Origin of the sequence: Hymenobacter sp. J193 (assembly GCF_024700075.1) — a bacterium.
In the GTDB taxonomy this organism is placed as follows: Bacteria; Bacteroidota; Bacteroidia; order Cytophagales; family Hymenobacteraceae; genus Hymenobacter.
Genome location: NZ_JAJONE010000006.1, coordinates 120616 through 142095, shown reverse-complemented (window position 1 = coordinate 142095; position 21480 = coordinate 120616). Strand labels below are relative to the sequence as shown.

Annotated in this window: 25 protein-coding genes; 1 reads left to right on the top strand and 24 read right to left on the bottom strand. The window is 59.5% G+C overall.

The features are described 5' to 3' along the window. From LRS06_RS24390 to LRS06_RS24335, 12 genes are all read right to left on the bottom strand, one after another. On the bottom strand, positions 1 to 534 hold the full coding sequence (locus LRS06_RS24390) for a hypothetical protein (protein WP_257873785.1): 534 nt from the start codon (positions 532 to 534) through the stop codon (positions 1 to 3). Between the two features lie 58 nt (positions 535 to 592). Then, positions 593 to 1522 (bottom strand): hypothetical protein, encoded by a 930-nt coding sequence (locus LRS06_RS24385; protein ID WP_257873864.1) that lies wholly within the window; start codon positions 1520 to 1522, stop codon positions 593 to 595. A gap of 77 nt (positions 1523 to 1599) precedes the next feature. After that, positions 1600 to 3372, bottom strand: a complete 1773-nt coding sequence (locus LRS06_RS24380) for an ATP-binding protein (RefSeq protein ID WP_257873783.1) — start codon at positions 3370 to 3372, stop codon at positions 1600 to 1602. Between the two features lie 211 nt (positions 3373 to 3583). Further along, positions 3584 to 4636 carry a tyrosine-type recombinase/integrase gene (locus tag LRS06_RS24375; RefSeq protein ID WP_257873863.1) on the bottom strand — a complete coding sequence of 351 codons (1053 nt, stop codon included), beginning with the start codon at positions 4634 to 4636 and terminating at the stop codon, positions 3584 to 3586. Positions 4637 to 4757: 121 nt separating this feature from the next. Further along, positions 4758 to 4985 (bottom strand): hypothetical protein, encoded by a 228-nt coding sequence (locus LRS06_RS24370; protein ID WP_257873862.1) that lies wholly within the window; start codon positions 4983 to 4985, stop codon positions 4758 to 4760. 1 nt (position 4986) lies between these two features. After that, complete coding sequence (locus LRS06_RS24365) at positions 4987 to 5250, bottom strand: hypothetical protein (RefSeq protein WP_257873861.1); 264 nt, start codon at positions 5248 to 5250, stop codon at positions 4987 to 4989. 4 nt (positions 5251 to 5254) lie between these two features. Then, positions 5255 to 5530 (bottom strand): hypothetical protein, encoded by a 276-nt coding sequence (locus tag LRS06_RS24360; protein WP_257873860.1) that lies wholly within the window; start codon positions 5528 to 5530, stop codon positions 5255 to 5257. A gap of 194 nt (positions 5531 to 5724) precedes the next feature. Continuing rightward, complete coding sequence (locus tag LRS06_RS24355; protein WP_257873779.1) at positions 5725 to 6156, bottom strand: Mov34/MPN/PAD-1 family protein; 432 nt, start codon at positions 6154 to 6156, stop codon at positions 5725 to 5727. 178 nt (positions 6157 to 6334) lie between these two features. Continuing rightward, entirely contained in the window at positions 6335 to 6760 is a 426-nt protein-coding gene (locus LRS06_RS24350) for a response regulator (protein WP_257873778.1), read from the bottom strand. A 5-nt stretch (positions 6761 to 6765) separates the two neighbouring features. After that, positions 6766 to 7770, bottom strand: a complete 1005-nt coding sequence (locus LRS06_RS24345) for a HAMP domain-containing sensor histidine kinase (RefSeq protein ID WP_257873859.1) — start codon at positions 7768 to 7770, stop codon at positions 6766 to 6768. Positions 7771 to 7781: 11 nt separating this feature from the next. Next, positions 7782 to 7976 (bottom strand): hypothetical protein, encoded by a 195-nt coding sequence (locus LRS06_RS24340; RefSeq protein WP_257873858.1) that lies wholly within the window; start codon positions 7974 to 7976, stop codon positions 7782 to 7784. A 38-nt stretch (positions 7977 to 8014) separates the two neighbouring features. Beyond that, positions 8015 to 9292, bottom strand: a complete 1278-nt coding sequence (locus LRS06_RS24335; protein WP_257873776.1) for a PAS domain-containing protein — start codon at positions 9290 to 9292, stop codon at positions 8015 to 8017. Positions 9293 to 9778: 486 nt separating this feature from the next. Between LRS06_RS24335 and LRS06_RS24330 the strand changes: the two genes are divergently transcribed. Then, the gene (locus LRS06_RS24330) at positions 9779 to 10813 is read left to right on the top strand and encodes an IS110 family transposase (protein WP_257873857.1); all 1035 of its coding nucleotides are present in this window, start codon (positions 9779 to 9781) and stop codon (positions 10811 to 10813) included. 115 nt (positions 10814 to 10928) lie between these two features. Here LRS06_RS24330 and LRS06_RS24325 read toward each other — a convergent pair whose 3' ends face one another. From LRS06_RS24325 to LRS06_RS24270, 12 genes are all read right to left on the bottom strand, one after another. Continuing rightward, the gene (locus LRS06_RS24325; protein ID WP_257873856.1) at positions 10929 to 11933 is read right to left on the bottom strand and encodes a ThiF family adenylyltransferase; all 1005 of its coding nucleotides are present in this window, start codon (positions 11931 to 11933) and stop codon (positions 10929 to 10931) included. An 80-nt stretch (positions 11934 to 12013) separates the two neighbouring features. Beyond that, positions 12014 to 12403: a hypothetical protein gene (locus LRS06_RS24320; RefSeq protein WP_257873855.1), complete on the bottom strand. Its 390-nt coding sequence runs from the start codon at positions 12401 to 12403 to the stop codon at positions 12014 to 12016. Between the two features lie 796 nt (positions 12404 to 13199). Beyond that, positions 13200 to 14489, bottom strand: coding sequence for an MFS transporter (locus tag LRS06_RS24315; protein WP_257873854.1), 1290 nt, complete (start codon positions 14487 to 14489; stop codon positions 13200 to 13202). 22 nt (positions 14490 to 14511) lie between these two features. Then, a complete protein-coding gene (locus LRS06_RS24310) occupies positions 14512 to 14790 on the bottom strand; it encodes a DsrE family protein (RefSeq protein ID WP_257873853.1) in 279 nt (92 codons plus the stop codon). A 293-nt stretch (positions 14791 to 15083) separates the two neighbouring features. Next, positions 15084 to 16442: an OprD family porin gene (locus LRS06_RS24305; RefSeq protein WP_257873852.1), complete on the bottom strand. Its 1359-nt coding sequence runs from the start codon at positions 16440 to 16442 to the stop codon at positions 15084 to 15086. 20 nt (positions 16443 to 16462) lie between these two features. Beyond that, a complete protein-coding gene (locus tag LRS06_RS24300) occupies positions 16463 to 16873 on the bottom strand; it encodes a YeeE/YedE family protein (RefSeq protein ID WP_257873771.1) in 411 nt (136 codons plus the stop codon). Beyond that, positions 16870 to 17514 carry a bifunctional 2-polyprenyl-6-hydroxyphenol methylase/3-demethylubiquinol 3-O-methyltransferase UbiG gene (locus LRS06_RS24295; RefSeq protein WP_257873770.1) on the bottom strand — a complete coding sequence of 215 codons (645 nt, stop codon included), beginning with the start codon at positions 17512 to 17514 and terminating at the stop codon, positions 16870 to 16872. The genes LRS06_RS24300 and LRS06_RS24295 overlap by 4 nt, the downstream gene beginning before the upstream one ends. 19 nt (positions 17515 to 17533) lie before the next feature. Continuing rightward, positions 17534 to 18094 (bottom strand): YeeE/YedE family protein, encoded by a 561-nt coding sequence (locus LRS06_RS24290; protein WP_257873769.1) that lies wholly within the window; start codon positions 18092 to 18094, stop codon positions 17534 to 17536. 30 nt (positions 18095 to 18124) lie between these two features. Next, a complete protein-coding gene (locus LRS06_RS24285) occupies positions 18125 to 18466 on the bottom strand; it encodes a rhodanese-like domain-containing protein (protein ID WP_257873768.1) in 342 nt (113 codons plus the stop codon). A 93-nt stretch (positions 18467 to 18559) separates the two neighbouring features. After that, a complete protein-coding gene (locus LRS06_RS24280; protein ID WP_257873767.1) occupies positions 18560 to 19915 on the bottom strand; it encodes a rhodanese-like domain-containing protein in 1356 nt (451 codons plus the stop codon). A 45-nt stretch (positions 19916 to 19960) separates the two neighbouring features. Continuing rightward, the gene (locus tag LRS06_RS24275) at positions 19961 to 20779 is read right to left on the bottom strand and encodes a sulfite exporter TauE/SafE family protein (protein WP_257873766.1); all 819 of its coding nucleotides are present in this window, start codon (positions 20777 to 20779) and stop codon (positions 19961 to 19963) included. A gap of 71 nt (positions 20780 to 20850) precedes the next feature. Beyond that, positions 20851 to 21174, bottom strand: coding sequence for a helix-turn-helix transcriptional regulator (locus tag LRS06_RS24270; protein WP_257873765.1), 324 nt, complete (start codon positions 21172 to 21174; stop codon positions 20851 to 20853). Positions 21175 to 21480: the final 306 nt, after the last annotated feature.

Here is a 21480-nt window from a genome sequence, read left to right as displayed (position 1 = left end):
CTAGCGTTGCATTGTGCTTATGGGTTTACGCATGGTAAGAACTCGACTCACCATATAAACGGCACGAATTATTGGCCCCATAAGCAGAAAGAAGCTTAAAATAAGAGAGGCTTTACTAAGCCAATCAGGCAGCACTGACCACAAGAACTTAATAATAGCCAGCATGGAAAATGCCGTGAAAAGCTCGATGCTGGCCCACAAAAAGGCACCCACAACTGTGATGTACAGGTCTGTTACAAAGAAAGCCTCGAACCCATCTGCAGGATGGTAGTTTTTAGAGCTTTCGGCAGTTGATGCACTTTTTTGGGCAAGTGACTCCTGAAATTTAGCGCGATAGTTTTCTCCAACAGAGATGAGTAGTGCTAAAGCCGTAAAGACAAAACCGGCCATAGAAATGCTTGCTGAGCAAAGTTGGTCGGCAAACGAAGCCAGAGAATCTTTGGTCAGAACAAGCCCTGAACGCTTGCGCAAGTAGTCTTGAATGAACCAACCCCCAATGGCCACGACTATGCCTATCACTAAGTCGTGGCGCATGGGAAAACGGAAATAGCGGTCGGCCCAAACCGTGAGCAACGGAGTTGGTTTGCCGTAGTTACTCATTGGTCGCATATTGAATAGCAGCGTCCACTAAGCGAGCTGTCACGTCAGTGCTATCAATGACGCGGCTATATCCAGGTACAGTGGCAGCTTGTATATCGAGCCGTAACTCAGCAGAAAGTAAATCGAAGGGCTTTATACTTCCACCCGTGCCACTGTCTTCGGCTGTGGCTTCCAACAAATCAAAGTCTGTCATGCGCTCCGGGGCATCTTGAAAAGCATGGACTAAATCCAGAACCGCACCTCTGGCCTGCTGCAAAGTTGTTTGCTGGCTGTAATTGAATTTGTATTTGACTTCAATGTATTCCGCTTGGTCAAAACCATTGGAAGCATTCAGACCCGAAACCACACCTGTAGGAGCATACTGATTGATTCGGTTCAGATTCTCTCTATACACCCGCATTTTCAACGACGAGACTCGCCCAATTTGGTTGAGAATGGCTTCATGGTTTCCATCTCGCACTACCAAAGAGGCTACAATCTTAGCCAAATCACCCACACCGGCATTTGGGGCATGATGCCTGAGTATCTTAACCAAATCGCCTACCCTAGGACCGAAATGGTTATACTCAATTGCTAATCGGGGTGGATGGTTACCCCGGCCAAAAGCAATGGCGAGCTGGGTTGTTTCTATTAAGCCTTCATTCGCTGCCATCAGCAAATCTCTGTCTGTATCATTATCCAGGTCAGTGATTCGAGCAAGTGCATTCTCACGAATGAAAACCAAATGACCAGAAATTACATTCTGCGGATTGAATTGCAGGAAGCGAAAGCACGCTAATCGGTCAACACGCTGCTGGCAACGAGAGCGACCAACAAGACCTCGGGCATATCGAAATATTTCCCGCCAATTGCTGATAGCATCACCATTACGGTCGAGAAACTCTAAATCGTAGAAGTAAACTGTGCGTTTAATTGTGGGCATAGATTTTCATTTTAGAGACTACTGAGCACGCTTCCGCAATGGAATAAACGTTGAATTTATGTGACTGCCAGGGGCTGTTAGGAATGCCTTACTGGGTGATTTAACTCCTCCAAAAGCCAGTTCAGCATCGTGAAGGCCGAGCTGATAACATCGTTGAATGTTAAAATTTCGACTTTTTCCCCCAGTCCGTATTGAGCTGCTACGTTCGATTTACCGCCAATAAGCATGATATGCATTGCCGCCCCCGGTAGGTAAGCCGATAATGCCTGCCGGTAGTCTTCGGCCTGAGCTACATCGGCGCGGGTAACGGTATGCGAAGGCCGCTTAAACTCAATGAGTAGGTACTGACGCGACCGGTCTTGATTGAGCAGCAAATCCGGCCTGTTACGGGCATTTTCACCACTGTACTCGCGCTTACCGGTTATCTTTTCAACGGTTGATACCAATGTCCTGTTGGATGTCATTAAGGAATACTCCGCACCGAGCAGCCAAAGGTTTTTCTCAAACGCTAAGTGTAGGTCTTTTTCTTGGGTTTCGGGGTTGTTGACTAACTCTTGCAGTTTAGTCAGGAACTGAAGCCGGAAGGATGCTTGGCGCGAAATCATAGCTAACTCGACCAGACCAAACTTGTTCAAGGCTTCGGCAAATGTGGCCACGTCGGCGTACTGAGCCTCATCTAGGCGTTTGATGATTTCCCAGTACTCGTCTTTTTCAATGGTGTCAAGTAGCACCCGAATGAGCGTTTGCAGCTTCTGTTCGGGCAGAGCATAAAAAGTGGTTAGCACTCGGTCAAGCGCTTTGCGGGCGTAGTCACGCTTATAAGCGGGTAGCCGCCGTAACTCCTGGTCCACCTGCTTTTGCAGCCGGGCTTTTGCCAGGCTGATTTCGTTTTTAAACACCCCGCGCAGGGCCGCTTCCAACTTGGGGCGTACGTACTCTTCCAGAATCTGCACGGGCTTGCTGTTTTCAATCAGCGCACCCCAATCTGCTGTTACGTAGTCTAATAACTCATCGGCTTCTACTTCGCCATATACCCGCTTGAGTAGCTTGGCGGGTATCTCGCCCCCATTATCTTCGAGGCCGAAAAAGCTGGGTTTGCCGACCGTTTTTCCGCCTACTCGCACCGCAAGTCCTGGTTGGCGTAGCGATTGATTAGTTTCAGAAATGACAAAACGTAGTGTCACACTGCCCAAGCCCTCTAACACATCGGTGAAAGTAAAAACCTTGCCTTTCACGTCGGATACATCCAGCTTATCGCCATTCACATAAATAGTGAATTGGTCTTGCCGGCCGTATTCCATAATGAGTACCAGCCGCAAACGGTCAGGGTTGGGGAATACCAAGTTTTGGTTGATATCCCGAATGCGGATGGTAGTGCCATGTTCCTCCTGATTGCATTCCTCCTCAATAACTGGCAAGTCGACGTCCTCAATGTCATGCTTGGCGGCCGCCAGCACTTTCTTTTCAATGTGGACGGTCGTTCGTTTTCCTCGCGCCCGTGTTTCCACTAACATCAGGCTGCCGACAAATAAGCCCGCAAACTTGCCTATGCCTTTCCTGCCTTTCACCATGCGACCGTTTTGGGTAGTATTTCCTTTGCGGTCCCGTCGGTTATTGGCAATGATAAGATACTCGTTGCGCACCTCTTCCGGGGTCATGCCTGTCCCATCGTCCCGAAACTCAATAGTGGCATCCTCAGTTAAGATTGAGGGCAATACAATCCAGACGTTCTTGGCTTCTGCATCCCAAGCGTTGTCAACTAGCTCGCGTAGCGCAAATTCAGAAGAACGATAGTTCTCGCCCAGCAGAGCCGCCAGCTTGGGGTGGACTTTGAATGTCGTCTTCTTCATGAATAGCCGAGGAAATAGATGCAAGCTAAGTCGATAGAGTCAAAGGCGTATAATAGCACAATTTCTTTTATATGTGATGATTTTTAAAGTGGCAGTAAATAGGGGAATCTGTAAAAAGTGGCACTTACAAGTAACACTATACAATTCCGCTGTCTATAGGCGTTTGTTTGTAGTAAACGAGGGGCGCCATATCAAGCTCTACTCGTCAATATCACAACCCCAACGCTTGAGCAGCATTATAAGAAACCACGTTGTTGAGCTGCGTGTAGCGCTCAATCATGGCATCCGTTTTCTGCTTGGTCTGGTTCTTAATGGCCTTATGGGATTGCCCATTTAGCACGGCTACCGTCACAAAGGACACGCGCAGTGAGTGGGCTGAGTAAGCCGGCCCGAGGCGCTTTTGCACCAACTTGTTGATGGAAATGTCCGAGAGCCGCTTGTCCGAAGGAGCAGCCATCTGCCCCGGAGTCGCCCGCGGAATCTTCACGAACAGTGGACCCGTGGTCCGGCCCAGCAGATTAAGCCAGGCCCGGAGGCAGCGCACGGGGCAGAAATCCGCATTAGGGGCGTAGAAAATGGCTTTGTCTTCCACCGCGCCATACTGATTGGTCTTGCTTTTGGCCAGATGCACCAGCAAGGCCCGCTCCGTAAATTCCAGCTGCTCGATGTTGAGGTCCACCAACTCGGAGCGTCGGAAAGCCCCCGCGAAGCCGACTAGCAGCAGTGCCCGGTCCCGCAGGCCCGCCGTCGTTTCCAGGTCGATGCTACGAATGGCTTGTTTCAACTCCTCGACGGTGAAGGCCAGCGCCTGGTCCTGCCGCTTGCCCAGGGTGCGGGCAATGCCTTCCATGACGATGTTGAGCGCATCCACCGTCGCCGGCATCGGGTGGCCGCTGAGCTGATGCGCCTTGCGGATGGCGGCCAAGTGCCGCCGGATAGTGGCCAGCGCGTGCGGCCCGGTGAGGGGTTGTTGTCCCTTCTTTTTCTCCCTACCGCCCCCAGCATCTGGAGTCGGCTTTTCAGAAGCCAGGTGGGCAACGTATTCCGTCAGGGTGGTGACGTCGGCCGGCACTGCCGTAAAGCCGTGCAGCGCGCAAAACTCGGCGTAAGTATTTAGGTCAGACTTGTAGGCTCGCTCCGTGTTGGCGGCACCCTGCAGGCCCGTTTCCAGGAAGCCGGCTACTTTGGATGAAGCCCGCGCCAGGTTGGCAGCGACTGCTGACCCTGTCGTTACGGCCGGCACGTTGCGTGGGGATTTACTCATGGTTCGGGGTGAAGGGCAACGTTGAGCAACGCATGGAGAAGGCCATACTTAGAAGGTGGTATCGTCCATGAAGTTCACCCAGCGCAGGTAATCTGTTTCGCTGAGCTGGTGAGCCATATAGTCATGTACTGGAGTGGCCCCGTTGGGTGAGAATAAAATCCTGAAACGAGGGGGAGCCGCCCGCCCAGCACGCAGCCATGCCCCGCCGTAACAGCAGCACCCGAATGGCCGAGGGGTGACTATCCACCCACCTGATATATTCTTCCGGCGTAGGCTTATAAGCGCGGGCTTGCTGCAGGTAGGCCAGCGCCTGAGTTGTCACGCGCTCAACAAAGTCCAGTTGACTCATATTACTTAACAGTCCAGTGGTAGCCACGCCGGTAAGCCCAGAGCACGAGGTTGGGGGCAATGTCTTCCGTGAAGCGGTAACGGGAATACGTGTAGAGGGCGAACAGCCCCGGCACCACCCATACCAAAACCGGGTGAGCGGCCTTGACGGTGTGCACGATGAACAGGTGCAGCAGCAGCGACGGGATGAAGCAGGCCACCAGTAGGCAAAGCGTGAACGGCAGCAGCCAGTGCCGGGTGCCGCGCAGGCGCAGGCCGATAGCCACTCCTTTAAGTAAATAGAGCAGCGCGTAGAAGCCGTAGGCCAGCGCCCCGATGCTCAGCAGCCGGGCATACCCGAAACCCGGCCCGAGAAAAATCCAGGTTGGTTGTCAGCACCAGGCCCAGCACTAGGAATGGAGCCAGCACCAGCGTTTCGACTACCAAGCGAAAGCCCAGGCCCAGCACCACGGCTAGTCCGTTGCCAATAGCCTTACCGTTTTGATAGGACTGTCGAATGTTGGGCGCGTTGCGGCCAACCTCGTAGCCATCTTCGTAGTCAGACATGGTGTTATAAATTGCGGGTGAGAGTCGCATAGTGATGGAAGCTTTTACCAGTAATATTTGCCTTTAAGTTAAGCTAAAACAAGTTATGATAATTAAGTATTATCATAACTTGTTCTGAAAGGTAAAAAGAACTGTGGTGGGATACGCTCCCTCAACTAAAATCTGTTGCTTTCTCTGTTAGCCAGCTTAACTGATTAATACTTTAAAACGGTACATCTGGTGAAAGCCGATTTAAAAGAGAAGAGAGACTTCTTGTAAGAATGTGCCCAGGCACGCAATTCCAAAGGACGGGTGCCCAAAATCATCATCAGGGGCGTCTGTAAACGAGCTTCCTTGTGATTGGCTATGGCGCTCAAGGTTTCCTCATCCCGAAAGCTCATGTACGCAGCTGCCCCCGGATGCGTGTGCCAATCGCCCAGGTACGTTTCGGTGCGTCCGGACTGGGCATACAGTCGTGCAATTTCCTGCTCGTGGTAGGCGCTATCCGGGCGGAAAGACCGCTTCTTATGCACGGCCTTGGGCCCCGGCCCAATGACGGCCGTGATAACGGCCTCAGTCGCCGAGCCCCAATAGCCCATTAGGATGCCGCCCGTTTCAAAGGGTATTTTTCGTACCGTCTCCTCCAAAATTGGCCTTGGTTAAAAGTTTGGTACAAAGGTTAAACGAGCGTCCTGGATGAAGGCCACTACTGGAGTCCTTCTATCACGAAGTGCAGCGCATCATTGAGCGCGCTATTCATCCTGAATTGGGAAACCGCTGCATGCTTAGAGATGGTCTCTTACTTGTTTGGCTGGGGGCTGCTCATTAGCTGGCGGGGCTTGCTTGGCCGAAGTGCTCCTGGAGCACCTGGTTGACTTTGTCGCGGGTGAGGGGCTTGGTGAGGTAGCCGGCGATGGGCAGGCCCTGCATCTGCTCGACGTCGTTGGGGTTGAGGGAGGTAGTGAGCATGATGATGACCACCGAGGGGTTTTCCCGTTCGGGCCGTTGGGCGTAGGCCTGCAGGAACTCGAAGCCGTTCATGCGCGGCATTTTCATGTCGAGCAGAATCAGGGCCGGACAGGTGGGCGAAGTGGGCAGCTCGCAGTGGGCTTGCAGCAGGTCCAGGGCTTCCTGGCCGTTTTGGGCCACCAGGACGGCGTCGCTGATGGCCATGCGCCGAAGCAGGGTTTGGTTGAGAAAGTTGGTGGTGTCGTCGTCGTCGACGAGCAGGGTGCAGGAGATGGCAGCCATGAACTTTAGGAAGGGACGTAAGCAGGGAACGGGGGCGCGCCGGCCTCGGCAGTGGTGTGGGGCAGGTAGACGAAAAAGGTGGTGCCGGCGCCGAGCTGCGAGTGCACCTCGATGCGGCCGCCCGCGTTCTCGACCATGCGCTTGACCATGTAGAGGCCGATGCCCGTGCCGTCGACGTGGTCGTGGAAGCGCTGGAACATGGTGAACAGCCGGGGTAACTGGCTCTCCGCGATGCCGAGGCCGTTGTCGTGCACTTCGAGCACGGTGTGGCCCGGGCGCACGTGGCCCCGCACGTCGACGCGCGGCGGGCGGTCGGGCGAATGGTACTTGACGGCGTTGCTGAGCAGGTTGTAGACGATGCTGCGCAGGTTTTTTTCGGAAAACTGCACGGGCGGCAGCGCGTTCACGTCAATGAACAGCTTGGCCCCGGCACCCTCCAGCAGCGTCGCCAGGTCCAGGCGCACGTCCTCGACGACGGCGGCCAGGTCGACCAGGGTGGTGGCGGGGGCGTGCTCCTTTTGCAGCTTGGAGACTTCGGTGAGGTGGTCGATGGTGCGCTTGAAGCGCTCCACCGACTCGGACATGCGCGTGAGCGTGGGGCCGACTTCCGGGTCCTGGGCCACGGCCGGGGGCAGCTCCTCCTGCAGCAGGTAAAGTAGCCCCTCGATGTTGGAGATGGGGGCCTTGAGGTCGTGGGAGGCCGTGTAAATGAAGTTGTCGAGGTCGACGTTGGTGCGGGTGAGCTGCTGGTTGCTGTCACTCAACTCCGCGTTGGTGGACTGCAACGCTTGGTTGAGGACGTCGACCTGCTGGCGGGCCCGGACCTGGGTGGTGACGTCCAGGGCCACACAGGAGATGCGCGTCACCTGCCCGTGCTCGTCGCGCAGGGGCTGGAAGGCAAAGGTGAAGTAGCCCACCTCGTCCGGCGCCTGGGGGTCCAGCTGCGCGGCAAACTCTTCGACGAACATGGACTCGCCTTGTTCCCACACCCGCCGCAGCAGTTCGGGCACGCCCTGGCTGGTCAACTCCGGCAGCACCTCGAAGTAGGGCCGCCCCAGGCACTGCCCGCGGTGCGCTTAATAACGTGCGTCATGGTCGGGTTGATGACCTCAAACACGTAGTCCGGGCCGCGCACCACCCAAATGCCGGCGGGGGCCTGCGCAAAGACGTCCGTGAGCAGCTGCCGCTGGATTTCGCGCTCCCGGCGGGCGAGCACCTGCTCGGTGACCTCGAAGGCAAAGATGCTGACGCCCGCTATCTGCTCGTTTTCGCGGTAGGCTTGGTAGGTAAAGTTGAAGTACAGCGTGCGGGGGGCTCACCGTTCACCGGCACGGGCGCAAAGGGCGCCTCGGCCCCGAAGTAGGTTTCGCCGGTGTGGTAGACGCGGTCCAGCAGCGCCCCAAAGCCTTGCGCGGCCAATTCAGGCGCGGCGTCCGCCACCTCGCGGCCCGCCAGTGGCCCCGCGGAAAAAAAGGCCTGGTAGGCGGCGTTGACGTACTCAAAGCGGTGGCCGGGGCCGCGCAGCAAGGCAATGGGGGCCGGGGTTTGCGCGAACACCTCGTGGAGCAGGGTTTGCTGGTCGGCCTGCCGCCGGGCGGCGGCGAGCAGGTCAGCCTGCAGGATTAAGGCTTCCTGGGTGCGCGCCTGCACGCGGGTCTCCAAGTCTTGGTTGAGTTGCTCGAGCTGCTGGCGGGCCCGCACTTGCTCGGTGACGTCGGTGCCCACGGACCGAATGCCGATGACGCGGCCGTCCGGCAGAAATTCGGGCTGGAACACGAAGTTCCAGTACACTTCCTGCCGCTGCCCGTGCCGGACGAGGGTGGTGGGCTGCTCGTGGGCCGTGTGGGCGGTGCCGGTGGCGTAGACCCGGTCGAAGAGGGCCACCACCTCGGGGGTAGCGGCCTCGGGCAGCACCTCGAACACCGGCCGGCCGAGCACGTCGGGGAGCGGGCGGTCCCAAATGGCCAGCGTGGCGGCGTTGGCCAGCTCCACGCGGTGCTGCGGCCCGCGGTACACGGCCACCGCCACGGGAGCCTGCTCTACGAAGCTGCGCAGGGCGTTGCGCTGCTCCTCGGCCTCGGAGCGCAGAGCTTGCTCGCGGGCCTGGCTGTCGCGCAGGGCCAGCTCGACGGCGCTGCGGTCCTGGTCAGACGTGTCGGTGAAGCTGACGACGAGCCAGTCGCCGCTGCGCCGGGCCGCCAGGCGGAAGTAGTTGTCGAGGCCGTCAGCCTGGTAGTTGATTTCGTGCAGGCCGGTGTACCCGTCGGTGTAGACGCGCCGGTAGTAGACTAGGATGCCAGCGGCCATGGAGGCGGGGAAGCGGGTGAGCAGCGTGCCGCCGGGCTGGGCCGAGAGGCCGGTCATGCGCTGGCCGGCGGGGTTGAGGTACTCGATGGCAAAATCTTCGATTTCCCCGGCCGGGTCGTACACCGGGCGCAGCACGTTGACGCCGGTGAGCGAGACGTCGAGCAGGTCATGCAGGAGGCTGTCGGGAAAGGGCAGGGAAGTTGAGGCGGGGGAACCGGGAGCCATGAAGCGACGGGGAAGGCGGGAAGAAAGGACAGCGCAACGTAAAGGTTACCAGCAGCCATTTAACAATCAGGAAGTACGGAAGCTGGGCTGCAGCAACCGAACTAGCCAGGAAAGAAAACGAGAGAACCAGTCCAAAGCTCGGCCGTTTAACTCGTATGATTGTGCTGCCTTTCCGCAAAGGGTAGCTGGAGCAGGAAGCAGGGGCACCACGTTTAACTAAACGCGCGGCGGCGGCCGTGACGTTGCACAAAAGAAAGCGTGCCCTGCTTCCGTTTTGCCTGAAGACTGCACAGTATGGAGGGAGCCCACGCCGCGCGCCGGCATCCCGTATTTGCACGAGACAAGTTGTGGCAAAACCCTGGCCGGCTGATGGTTTTACCCACTTACCGCTCGCCCCATGCCCCTAGCAAAACAGGAGATTACCCCGCTCAAGTACGTCGTCGGCATTGACATCGCGAAGAGTTCGTTTGTGGCCTGCCTGGGCCAGTGGACAGCCGCCAGTGTCTGCATTTCGGCAAGGAAACTACTTTTGAGAACACGCCAATCGGCTTTACTGACCTGCTGCACTGGGTGACCCGGCAGCAACAGGTGGCCGCTCCGCTCTGGTTTGTGGTCGAAGCCACCGGCGTCTACTACGAGGAGCTGGCGTACTTTTTGGCCGATCAGCAGCAGCTACTCAGCGTGCTGTTGCCCAACAAAGTCAAGCATTTTGCCCGCAGCACCGAACTCAAGAGCAAGACCGATCAACTCGACGCGCGCTTGCTGTGCCGGCTGGGGCTGGAGCGGGCGTTGCCGGCCTGGCAGCCGCCTACGCCAGCGCTGCGGCAACTGCGGGCGCTGGCCCGCGAGCGGCAGGTGTTGACCAAACAGGGGGCGCAGCTCAAGGCCCGCGTGCACGCCTACCAGCACAGTTACCAACCTGACAGCCGCACGCTGGCACGTCTGGCCGCCCAACAGCAACTGGTGCAGGAGCAGGTAGCGGCCCTGGATCAAGATCTGGCCGAGCTTCAGGCGGCCGAGCCGGAGCTGGCGCGCAAGCTGCAGCAGCTGACGAGCATTCCCGGAATTGGGCTGACGACGGCCGTCATCGTGGTGGCCGAAACCAGCGGCTTTGCTCTGGTCGAGAACGAGCGTCAACTCGCCTCCTATGCCGGCTTGGACGTGGTGCAGCGGCAAAGCGGCCTCTCGGCGCACGCGACGCGCATCTCCAAGCGCGGCAACACGCGCCTACGTACGGCGCTTTATTTGCCCGCGCTCAGCAGCCTGCGCCATAACCCGCGGCAAATCGCCTTTTATGCCCGATTACGTACCCGCCACCCCAGCGGCAAGCCCGGCGTCATTGCCGTTATGCGCAAACTGCTTGTGCTCTGCTACGCGCTCTGGAAAACGGACCGGGTGTATGATCCTGATTACCCCACTGCCCACCTAGTGGGGCAAGAAATAGCCCCGGCCACCGAAGCTGGGCCGAGGCTACGCAGGATGAACGCGCACGTCCTCCTTCAGAGACTCGAAGATAAATAAAGACGGCTGATCGCTTGCTTGCCATCACAGTATCTTTTGTACCAAACTTTTAACCAAGGCCAAAATTGCCACGTAGGCAGATTGGGGCAACCACACTGTGATGGAGAGGGCTGGGCTATTCACAGTGGCAATAAGGGCAAAGCGGATGAACTTCGAGCGGGAACGTACTCCAGGCAGGCGCAACTAAGCTGCCATCTGCATCCATGAGTTGCACAACCCCCACATCCCACGGAGTGGTAGCATAGCCGCCCGCTACCCCCGAGCTTAAGGTTGAAACCGCGAGGCGCACCGCTGCTAATACCACGTTTTGCAAATCAAAGCTGGCACCGGTGAAGGTCATGTCGCCACAACCCGGCGCTTGCACGGTCCCCGCCGTTTCATCGCTGATTGGTACCGGAATGGTGCCGCCCGTATCCATATGGTACTGCAGGCACATCCAGCATCCCCGGGTGTGGCCGGGGGCTACTCGCATGACCATGCCGCCCCAGCCCCCCGGCGTGGCATACACTGAAATAAAGGGAATGCCCCGCGCTCGGGCGGTTTCCGCTAAGAAATGACTAACGCCTTTATCGGCGGAGGCATCAATCAGTAAGGAGGCGTCGGTGAGCAGCGTATCCATGACTTCCTGCTCGGAAGGCATTCCTTCCCCGCGTAGCCCCCCTACTTTATGGTAGATGGGCAGAACCTGCGTTGCCGGATAGTGCGCCGAGATAAATTCATGAATTGCTTCTGCCTTGAGTTGGCCGGCAGTGGCTATTCCCAGAGGCCAGCGCACGGTCGGCCCGGGCTCGACGTGGTCGTAATCTGACAGCCGGAGCTTCCCAACTTGATTGCGGGCAAATTCCAGCGCCATCGGTGCCCCCAATGCGCCGAGCCCAACCACAGCAATGGTCCGCTGATGAAGTGCATGGACGGCAGGAACCCGAAGCAAAGCGTCGGTGGGGCTGATTCGGGATGCTTTGCCGTAAAAGCAATGAGATTGGGCTACTTCAACGGGCTTGCCTCGGGGACCCATTACCGTTTCTTTGATAGTTCCCTCGATGAGAAACAGCCATCCCATACCCATCTGACCAGGCGCAATCTCTTCCGGAAATTGCAGCCCAATTACCCGTCGAAGCATCCCGCCTTTGGCTAAAGGGACAGCTTTGCTTTGAAACGTAGTAGTGAGGCCCTGTGACTTGGCTAGTTCTAGGAGCCAGTTCAGCCCTTCTCCCGCGTGGGCAAAAGGCGGAGCTTGATTGAGACGGACCAGTGGCCAGAAAACTGGGTAGGGAAAACGTCCCACAAGGCCTTTGGCAGCTTACGAACGACGCCCGCCACATCGGTGGTTTCCAGCGCGGCCATCCGCGTTAACAGCCCGGCCTTCCGGGGCACGCCAATTTGCAGGCGGCCCAGAATCGTAATGGGAGCAGTCGGCACACTGGTTTGCTCGAACCCTGCTTCATCAAAAATCACCGGCGCATGGGAATGGGCAAAAAACTCACTGGCCGGTTCCGCCTGCTCGTCCTGGTCGGTGGCCAGAACGGCGGGGTCTAGAATGTTGCCCTTCTGTAGAACTTTGGGCAGTTGCGAAACCAGATAGGTGGCCAATTTCCAACGGGGCTCCCAATGGGCAGCCGACCGGGGAGCAAGCACAGGTTCTTGCCAATGGGGTTCTGGTGACGGGGCAGAGCGATATTCAACGCAAACACTTCCGGACGGAAGTAGGGGTAGTTGTCCGGGTAGGTTGCTTCCAGTTGCACCGATTCTACTAACCCAGCCAAGTTAAAAGCAGGATTGGAACCGTCAATCGTAAAGGATACCTTCAAAATGCCCTGACTGCGAGCCGCTGCGTCCACCAGTGGAGCAACGCCGTGCGCAATCAGGGCTTGAAGCTCCCTTTCAAGCCGGTCAGGTTCGGCTTCAAACCAAGGGGCAGTAGGCATATGGCTGTTAATTCAATCCTACGGGGCGGTCTTTGGGGGGCTTGGGCGGGTTGTGAGGACCAGGCTCAGGCTTTTCGGGTGGGCGTCCGGGACCAGTCGGATTACCGGGAGGTGTAGGGTTGCCCGGAGGATTGGGCTGACCCGGATTGGGATTGCCCGGATTGGGATTGCCCGGGTTGTTGGGCCCCTTCCCTGGGTTGTCGTTTCTGTCCATGATTATGGATGTTGGGTGATGAAAAGCTAAAAAATATAGCTTGATTTACTAACGGAATGTGCAATGCTAGGGTTGCAATACTTCACCTGATAAGTCCTATTGTCTGGGCCAAGCGTTTAGCTATTAAAAGCTGTGCAACTGACTGTCGCCCTTGCCATAGTGGTAGCAACCATAAATACTTCATTCCGGTATGAACCCAAACACAAACGCCCGACCGCTCAGTGAGCAATCGGGCGTTTGTGATTTTTTAGCTGATGACTAGCGGCGGGGAAACAGAGTGTCCATAATGGTGCGTTCCGCAGTGCCGGGGCGACTCTCCGCTACTCGCAACGGGCAGGCAATACATGCGCCGCCAGATAACCAGGGCGGAAAGTACCGTGAGCCCGCCGATTGTGGCCAGCGCCGCCCCCAAGCCAAACGCATCGGCGAGTACACCCGTCAGCAGCGCCCCAATGGCATAGCCCGCGTCGCGCCAGAAGCGGAAGATGCCCACGCTGTGCGCCCGCTGCGGTAGCGGCGAATACTCAGCCACCGCCGCCAGAAACGTGGGATATACCAGCGCCGTGCCCGCACCGAGCAGCGCCGCCAGCCCCAGAAACGCCGGGTACCCATCGGTGAACAGCATGACCAGCAGCACCGCGCCCTGCAGCAGCATACCCCAGAACAGCAGGTCTTTCTTGCACAGCTTGTCGGCCAGCGGGCCGGTGACCAGCTGGCCCAGGCCCCACACGGCCGGGTACACAGCGGCCACGGTACCAATCTGCGTGAGCGTGAAGCCCTTGCTGGCCAGCAGCAGCGGCAGCAAACCCCACACCATGCCGTCGTTGAGGTTGTTGACCAAGCCGGCCTGCGTGACGGAGCCCAGGTTGGGATGCCGCCAGCTCACGTCCCAGAACGACAGCGGCGGACCAGTGGGGGTGGTCGGGGCCTGCGCGGCTTCCAGCGCGACGTGGTGGCGGGTGTCGCGTACCAGCAGCGAGCCCAGCAAACCCAGCACCGCCAGCACGATGCCGAGGTAGAACGGGTAGGGCCGCAGGCCGTATTCGGTGGCCAGCCAGCCCGAGGCGAAGGCCGTAGCCGCCACGGCCAGGTAGCCGGCCGACTCGTTCAAGCCCATGGCCAGCCCACGCTGCTTTGGCCCTACGAGGTCAATCTTCATCACTACCGTACTCGACCACGCCAGGCCCTGGTTAAGCCCCAGCAGCACGTTGGCCGCAATCACCCAACCCCACGAGGGCGCCCAGAGCAGTAGCAGCGGCACGGGCAGACCAAACAGCCAGCCGATGAGCAGCAGGTTTTTGCGTCCAATCTTATTGGCCCAGGCTCCGGCGTAGTAGTTGGCCACGGCCTTGGTGAGGCCGAAGACAACGATAAAGGAAAGAATAGCCGAGCGGGCCACTAGGTGGAATTCCTGCTCGGCCAGCCGGGGCAGGATGCTACGCTCCAATCCCACCATGCCGCCCACGAAGGCGTTGATGAGCACCAGCAGCGCAAACTGGTGCCAGTTTTCACGCAGACCGAGTTGGGGTGCTTTCATGCAAGGAGTGAAAAAAGGTTAGCTATGGATGCACCAGCGCCCAGCCCTGCTGCTGACGGATAATCAATTCCCCGTTGCCGGTGGGCACGTAGGCAATGAAGGCAAACAGCTCGTCCGGGCTAATCTGGCGTTCCTTCATCGTGTTCTGGCCTTGCGCCAGCAGGACGCCCTGTTGCTGCAAGGCCCGTAGCTCGGCCTCGTAGGGCTGGCTTTTGCGGAACACGTCCACGCCCCCGCCAAACACCACCAGTTCCAGCTGCAACTTGCCTTGCAGGCGCGGGTCGGCCAGCGCGTTTTTCATATTGCGCAGGGTTTGCTTGATAAGCTTGGGGTCGTCGCTGTCGAGCTGATATACGGCCCGGTAGCGGTTTTTTTCGCCACGGCCCCCATAAACGCGGGCTTGTCCGGGGCGGCCGGCACTTGCGCGGCGGCCGGCCGGGTAAGGCTGACTAGGAACAGAAACGCCAGCAGGGAGCGGAGCGAAAACATGAGGTACATAGGGGGAGAAACGGTTAAAATACGTAATCCAGCGCCACGGTCAGGTGGTGCAGGTCCACTTTGTTGACGACTCGGGCGGGCCGGTAGCTCGCTTGGTCAGCCCCCCCACTTGGCCGCGTACAGCGTGCGCAGGCGCAGCCCATCGGCCGTGCTGGCAAAGGCGTGGGTGAGCGTGAGGTTCAGCTGATGAAAGTCGGGCAGGCTGTACTTGTTGAGGCGGGCCTGCTTCGACAGGTTGTAGTAGCCATAGCCCGCTTCCAGCCGGGGGGCGTGCGGCCGTTGCCAGGCCAGGCTGGCCCCCAGCGCGTGCACGTCGCCGGCTCCTTCTATCCGCTCGCGGGGCAGGGTGGTGTAAAACGGCTCGCGGCCCCACTCGCGCGGAAACAGGTAGCGGCCGTGGGCCGAGACGCGGGTGTACTGGGCGGCCACCTGCCACGCCCGCCGCTGGTACGCCAGGCGGGTGCTCAGGACGCGGGCCTGTTCGCTGGGCTCCGAGTAACGGTGGCTGGGCGGGCTTTCCACGTCGTTGGTTAGGCTGTGCTGCCAGAGCACCTGGCCGCTGACCGTCCAGGTGCCGGCGGGGCGCGTCAGAGTCCGGGTGCCTTCCAGCCAACTGGTGGCCAGCAGGTGGTCGGCAAAATACTGCCAGGCCTGCACGGTGGTGTGCGGTCCCAGTGTGCGCCGCAGCCCCAGCACGGCCAGCCCGTGCGTGCGGACCCGGCCCAGGTAGCTGGCCCGGCTGCTGTCGGGGGCTACTCCCATTGAGTAGCGGCCCACGGCCTCGTCCAGCCGGTACCAGCGGTCGGTGGAACGGGGCGCGACGTGCGTCAGCCAGCCGCCCTGCAGGGTAGTGGCCGCGTTGAGGTGGCCTACTACCCACAGGCCCTGCACGAAGTTGGGACTCAGCCGCGAGTCCTGGGAGTTGAGCAGGGGCGTGTCTAGTTGCTGCCGGCCGTAGGTGAGCTGCCAGCCCGGTCGGGCCTGCCAGCGTACCCACAGTTCCTCCACCTGGTGCAGCAACTCCCGGCTGTGCGGGTGCTCCTGGTCGAAGAGGCTCAGTTCGTAGCGGCTTTCCGGGCGGCCCGGCTCGGCGGCCAGCGAACTGGCATACAGCTTTTTCAGAAAGAAGCCTTCTAGGCCCACCTGCAAGCCGTGCCAGGCTTGGGTTTCGTAGCGTAGGCCGGCCCCCACGCCGTGGGCGTAATAGTCGGGGGCAGTGCTGCGGTTGAGCGTGGCCATGAACACGGTGCGGATGTGGCCGCTGAAGGTACCCCGGTGCAGGGCCTGGGGTAAGCTAAGCGGGGCGGTGGAATCGGCTGCCAACGGGGCCGGAGGCGCAGCGATAGCCGCCGGGGCAGCGTGCCGCAGCAGCGTATCAGGTGGAGCGGATTGGGCATGAGCGGGCCGTGCGCCGATGAGTAGCGCAACGCCCGGCAGGAGCCAGCGGGGAAGCATGACGGGCGTGGCGGAAAGGGTTAGTAGGGAAGCTTTTCGCGCAGGGCGCTGTAGGTCCAGGTGCCGGCCAGCGCGGCCAGAATCAGGACAGCCGCCGAGCCAATGCCACTGCCCAGCTGCGCGAACAGCGGGCCAGGACAGGCCCCGGTGAGCGCCCAGCCGAGGCCGAAGATGAAGCCCCCAATCCAGATGCCGTGGTTGAATTTCTTGTCGGTAATCTTGATTTCCTCCCCGTCAATCGACTTGAGGCGGTTGCGCTTGATGAGTTGAATGGAAATCATGCCCACCAGAATGGCCGAGCCGATGACGCCGTACATGTGGAAGCTCTGGAAGCGGAACATTTCCTGAATCCGAAACCAGCTGACAACTTCGCTTTTGGTGAGAATAATGCCGAACAGTGTGCCCAGCACTAGGTATTTGAGGTATTTCATAGGGAGTTGGTGGATTCGGGGGTGGAAGGGCGGGTGGCCAGCAGGCGCACCACGTTGGCGGGGCCGGCGTGGAAGCTGCCTTCGTGCAGCACCACGCCCAACTCGTGGTTTTCGAGTAGCGTCAGCCCGGCAAAGTCGGTGGCCAGCGTAGCCGGCTCGTAAAGCAGTTCGGCGGACTTGGGGCCGCCCGAGGGCAGACCAAGCTGCCGGGGGCTAAAGGCTTCGAGTAAAAGGTGTCCGCCGGGGGCCAGGCTGGCGGCGGCGGCGTGAACCGCCTGGCGGTCAACCGGGGAAAAATGGGCGTAAATGAGGCCCACTGCATCATAGTAGCCGGCCTGCTGCCACGCGAGGGCGGTGAGGTCAGCTACTCGGTACTGGAGTCGCACGCGCTGACTTACGGCCAGGCGCAGGGCTTTGGAGCGGCCTTCGTCGCTGAAATCCACGGCCGTTACTTCCCAGCCGCGCTTGGCGGCGTACACCGCGTTGCGGCCTTCGCCTTCGGCCAGCAGCAGCAGGCGGCCGGGCGGCAGCGCATCCAACTGCTGGCGGAAGTAGGTGTTCGGCTCGGTGCCGTAAGCATAGGCCTCCTCCGCGTAGCGGGCATCCCAGAAATCGACGGCACTTGGCGCAAAAGCTTCCATGAACGAGAATTGAGGAGGATTAGAACAGCATCGGGTAAATAATCCAGGTCATCAGTAGGCCACCGGCAAAGAACCCGATGACGGCCACCAGCGACACCCATTGCAGGTTCGATAGGCCCGAAATGGCGTGGCCCGAGGTGCAGCCGCCGGCGTAGCGCGTGCCGAAGCCCACCAGAAAGCCGCCCAGCACTAGGAACACCCAGCCTTTCCAGTTGGCCAGATTTTCCAGGGCGAACAACTCGCGGGGCAGCAGGCCGGAGAAGTCGGTCAGGTGCATCTCGGCTTTCAGGTCGCGCACGGTGGCGGCCGAGATGCCGATAACGTCGGGGTGGCCCAGCACGCGGTAGCCGATGAAGCCGCCCAGCGCAATGCCGAGCACGAACACCAGGTTCCAGATTTCGGCCCGCCAGTTATAGGTCAGAAAAGGGATGCCGGCCGGCACGCAGGCGGCGCAGACATGACGCAGCGAGGAGCTGATACCCAGGGCCTTGTTGCCTACGAGCAGCAGCGCGGGCACCGTCAGGCCAATCAAAGGGCCAGCCACGTACCAGGGCCAGGGTTGTTGCAGGAGTTCAAGCATGAAAACAGAAGTCGAGATGAAGAAGCGTACTTATTTAGTAGTGAGTTGTCCCGGCCAGTCGAGCACGCCGCCGAGCAGGTTACTGACCTGCGCGAAGCCGGCGCTGGTAAGCTGACCAGCGGCATTGGCCGAGCGGGCTCCGCTGCGGCAGTACACGTAGGTGGGCTTGGTTTTATCCAGGGCCGCCACGCGCTGGCCGAAGTCGGGCGCGGTGACTTCAATATTGACCGCGCCGGGCAGGTGGCCGGCGGCGAATTCGTCGGGCCGGCGCACGTCCAGCAGCACCGCACCGGGCTGGCGCAGGCCCTCGGCAAACTGCGCGGGCGTCAGGTTTTGAAAAGCAGGAGCGGCGGATTTATTGAAACCGAACATGGCGGAGGAATTTGAGTGGGAGGGAAACGGAAAGTGTGAGAATGAGCGGATAGGGGCCCCGGCACGGCTGCCGGAGCCAACCCGTCAAAGGGATTAGTGGGTTGCCGAAGCGGGCTGAAAGGATTTCACGGCCTCGCTCAAGTCCAGCACTTTGGTGCCGGGCAGGGCGTCAGCCACAATGCTGCTGCCGGCCGCCGAGCGGTAGCCACCCGCGCAATGCACCACCACCGGCTTATCGGTCGGAATCTCGCTGGCCCGCTCGCGCAGCTCGGGCAGCGGAATGTTGAGGGAGCCGGCAAAAATGGGCTCGTCGCGGTGCTCGGTGGCGTTGCGGATGTCCACGATGGTGTACTGCTCCGGGTGCTGGCGGAACTGCGCCACGTCCAGCATGGGCATGGTGGCCTCGGTAGCGGGGGTTCCTACCAGCGCGCCCTTAATCAGCGGCTCGTAGCCGATTTTGGCGGTTTTCTGAATCAGGTCTTCGAGCGTGGCCTCGTCGGCCGCAATGAGGTAGAACAACTCTTCCGGTCCCACGATGGAGCCCAGCCAGGTTTCAAATTTGCCGCCCTGCTGAATGTTGATGGCTCCGTCCGCGTGCCCCTTTTTGAACTCGGCTTCGGGACGGGTGTCGATGACAACCGCACCGGTTTCCAGCGTCGTGCCGGCGGCCAGGCGCGGCACCCGCTGCACACTGGGCGCGTAGTCGGGCGCGCCGGCCTTATTCAGGGCCACGTCGTAGCCGAAGTATTTGGGGATGAAGGGCTGGTCGGCCAGCAGCTCTTGTACAAATTCCGCTTCGCTCAGCTCCCGCAGCATGGGGTTGCCAAACTTCTCGTCAGCAATCGTGCTGCTGTTGGCCCCGCTCAGGGCCTTGCCGCAGAGGCTGCCCGCGCCGTGGGCGGGGTATACCAGCACCGTGCCGGCCAGGGGCATGAGCTTGTCGCGCAGCGAGTGGTACATCTGCCCTGCCAGCTCTTCGCGCTTGGCGGTCATGTTGCCGGCGCTTTCGCGCAGGTCGGGGCGGCCCACGTCGCCGATAAAGAGCGTGTCGCCGGTGAAGACGGCTTCGTCCTTGCCTTCTCGGCTGAGCACGATGCTGATAGAGTCGGGCGAGTGGCCGGGGGTGTTCAGGGCGCGGAACGTGAGCTTGCCCACCGTGAACTCCTGGCCTTCATCAAAGGCTTCGTGGGCGTAATCGGCCCCCAGCAGCTTACTCACGCGGATGACGGCGCCGGTGGCCTGGGCAATTTCCAGGTGGCTGCTCACAAAGTCGGCGTGGGGGTGCGTTTCGATGATGCTGACGATTTTGGCGTCATTCGCCTTCGCGTAGTCGTAGTAGGGCTGCGGGTTGCGGGCCGGGTCGATGAGCACGATTTCGCGGGCGCACTCGCTCAGGATGGCGTAGGAAAAGTGAGCCAGGCCTTTGTCTTCAAACTGTTCGATTTTCATGGTTGGGACGAAAAAACGGGTGAGAGAAAGTGGAATGGAGAGTAGTTAGGGATGATGAAACAGCAGCTCTTTGGTGAGAATAAACGTGCCCATCGCCAGCGTGAACCAGCCGAAAGCGGGCTTCAATTTGGCCCCCGGAATGAAGCGGGCCAGGTAGGTTCCCAAAACGATGCCGCCGAGGGCGAAGGCCAGGAAGCCCGCCAGAAACGACCAGGCAATGGGCGTGCCCGCGCTCAGGTCGCCGGTGAAACCTATTAGGGAGTTCAGGGCAATGATGGCCAGCGAGGTGCCCACCGCCAGCTTCATGGGCAGGCGGGCCCCCAGCACCAGGGCCGGAATAATCAGGAAGCCGCCACCCGCGCCCACAAAGCCCGTGAGCGTGCCCACCACCAGGCCAATTCCCAGCACGAGCGGATAGTTGAAGGCGTGCTTCCGGTGCAACTCCTCGTCGAGCACGACCTCGGCCTGCTTGCTGCGAATCATGGAGACAGCGGCTACGACCATCAGCACGGCAAAGGATACCAGCACCAGCAGGTCCTTGGTGAACACGATGCTGCCCAGCGTGAACAGTTTGTGCGGGATGGCGGGCATCAGCAGCTTGCGCACCGCAAACACGGCCAGCAGTGAGGGCAGCAGAAAGACCACGGCCGTTTTCAGCGACACCAGCCCCTTGCGGAAGTAGCCCCAGGCGCCTACTACGGAGGTAGAGCCCACCACGAACAGCGAGTAGGCCGTGCTCAGCACCGGACTCACGCCCATCAGGTACACCAGCACCGGCACGGTGAGGATGGAGCCGCCCCCGCCCATAATGCCGAGCGAAAGGCCAATGAAGATAGCCGCGAAGTAACCGAGGTAGTGAAACATGCGGGAACGGGTGAACGTATGTAATTATGAAAGGTTGTTCATGTATTCGGTGAAAAAAAAGCCGGCTCTCGTTACAGGAACGTGCAGCCGGCCAGGCACTGAATCACGTCCACTACTTCGCGCATCTTCAGCGCGTAAAAGATATTCTTGCCGTCACGGTGGCTGCTCAGGATGCCTTTAAGCTTCATGCCGGTCAAGTGGTGGGACACTAAGCTCTGCTCGATATTCAATTCCTCGCTGAGTTCGGTCACGGACAGGCTCTCCTGGTTGGCGAGCAGCTGCACGATGGCGATGCGCGTCGGATGAGCCGTGGTCTTGAGGATAAACGCCACCTTCTCCATCTTCTCAGTGGTCAGGTTCAGGTCAGCAGGAGCGGTGGCAGTGGTCGTTTTCATAAGGTGCTACAAATGTATGTTCATTTGTTCATGTATACAAACTTGCTTCGTCTATTGGTTCCCAAATAATTCATTTCAGTGTGTGCTCTTCTCTGGATAAGTACCCATTCGGCCTCTCTATCCGGTTTTTACGCTCCTTGCGCTGCGTGGTACAAGTTGGTTATTACTTGCTGGCGGCCGGGGAAATAAGCAGATGCCCGGGTTCTTCCACCCGCTAGGAGGCGACTTCGGCTAGCGACTTGTTCACCGTTCTGCGCGCCAACGATGCTCACGGTCGGCACCGGCCCTTCGCCGTGAGCCCCGGCA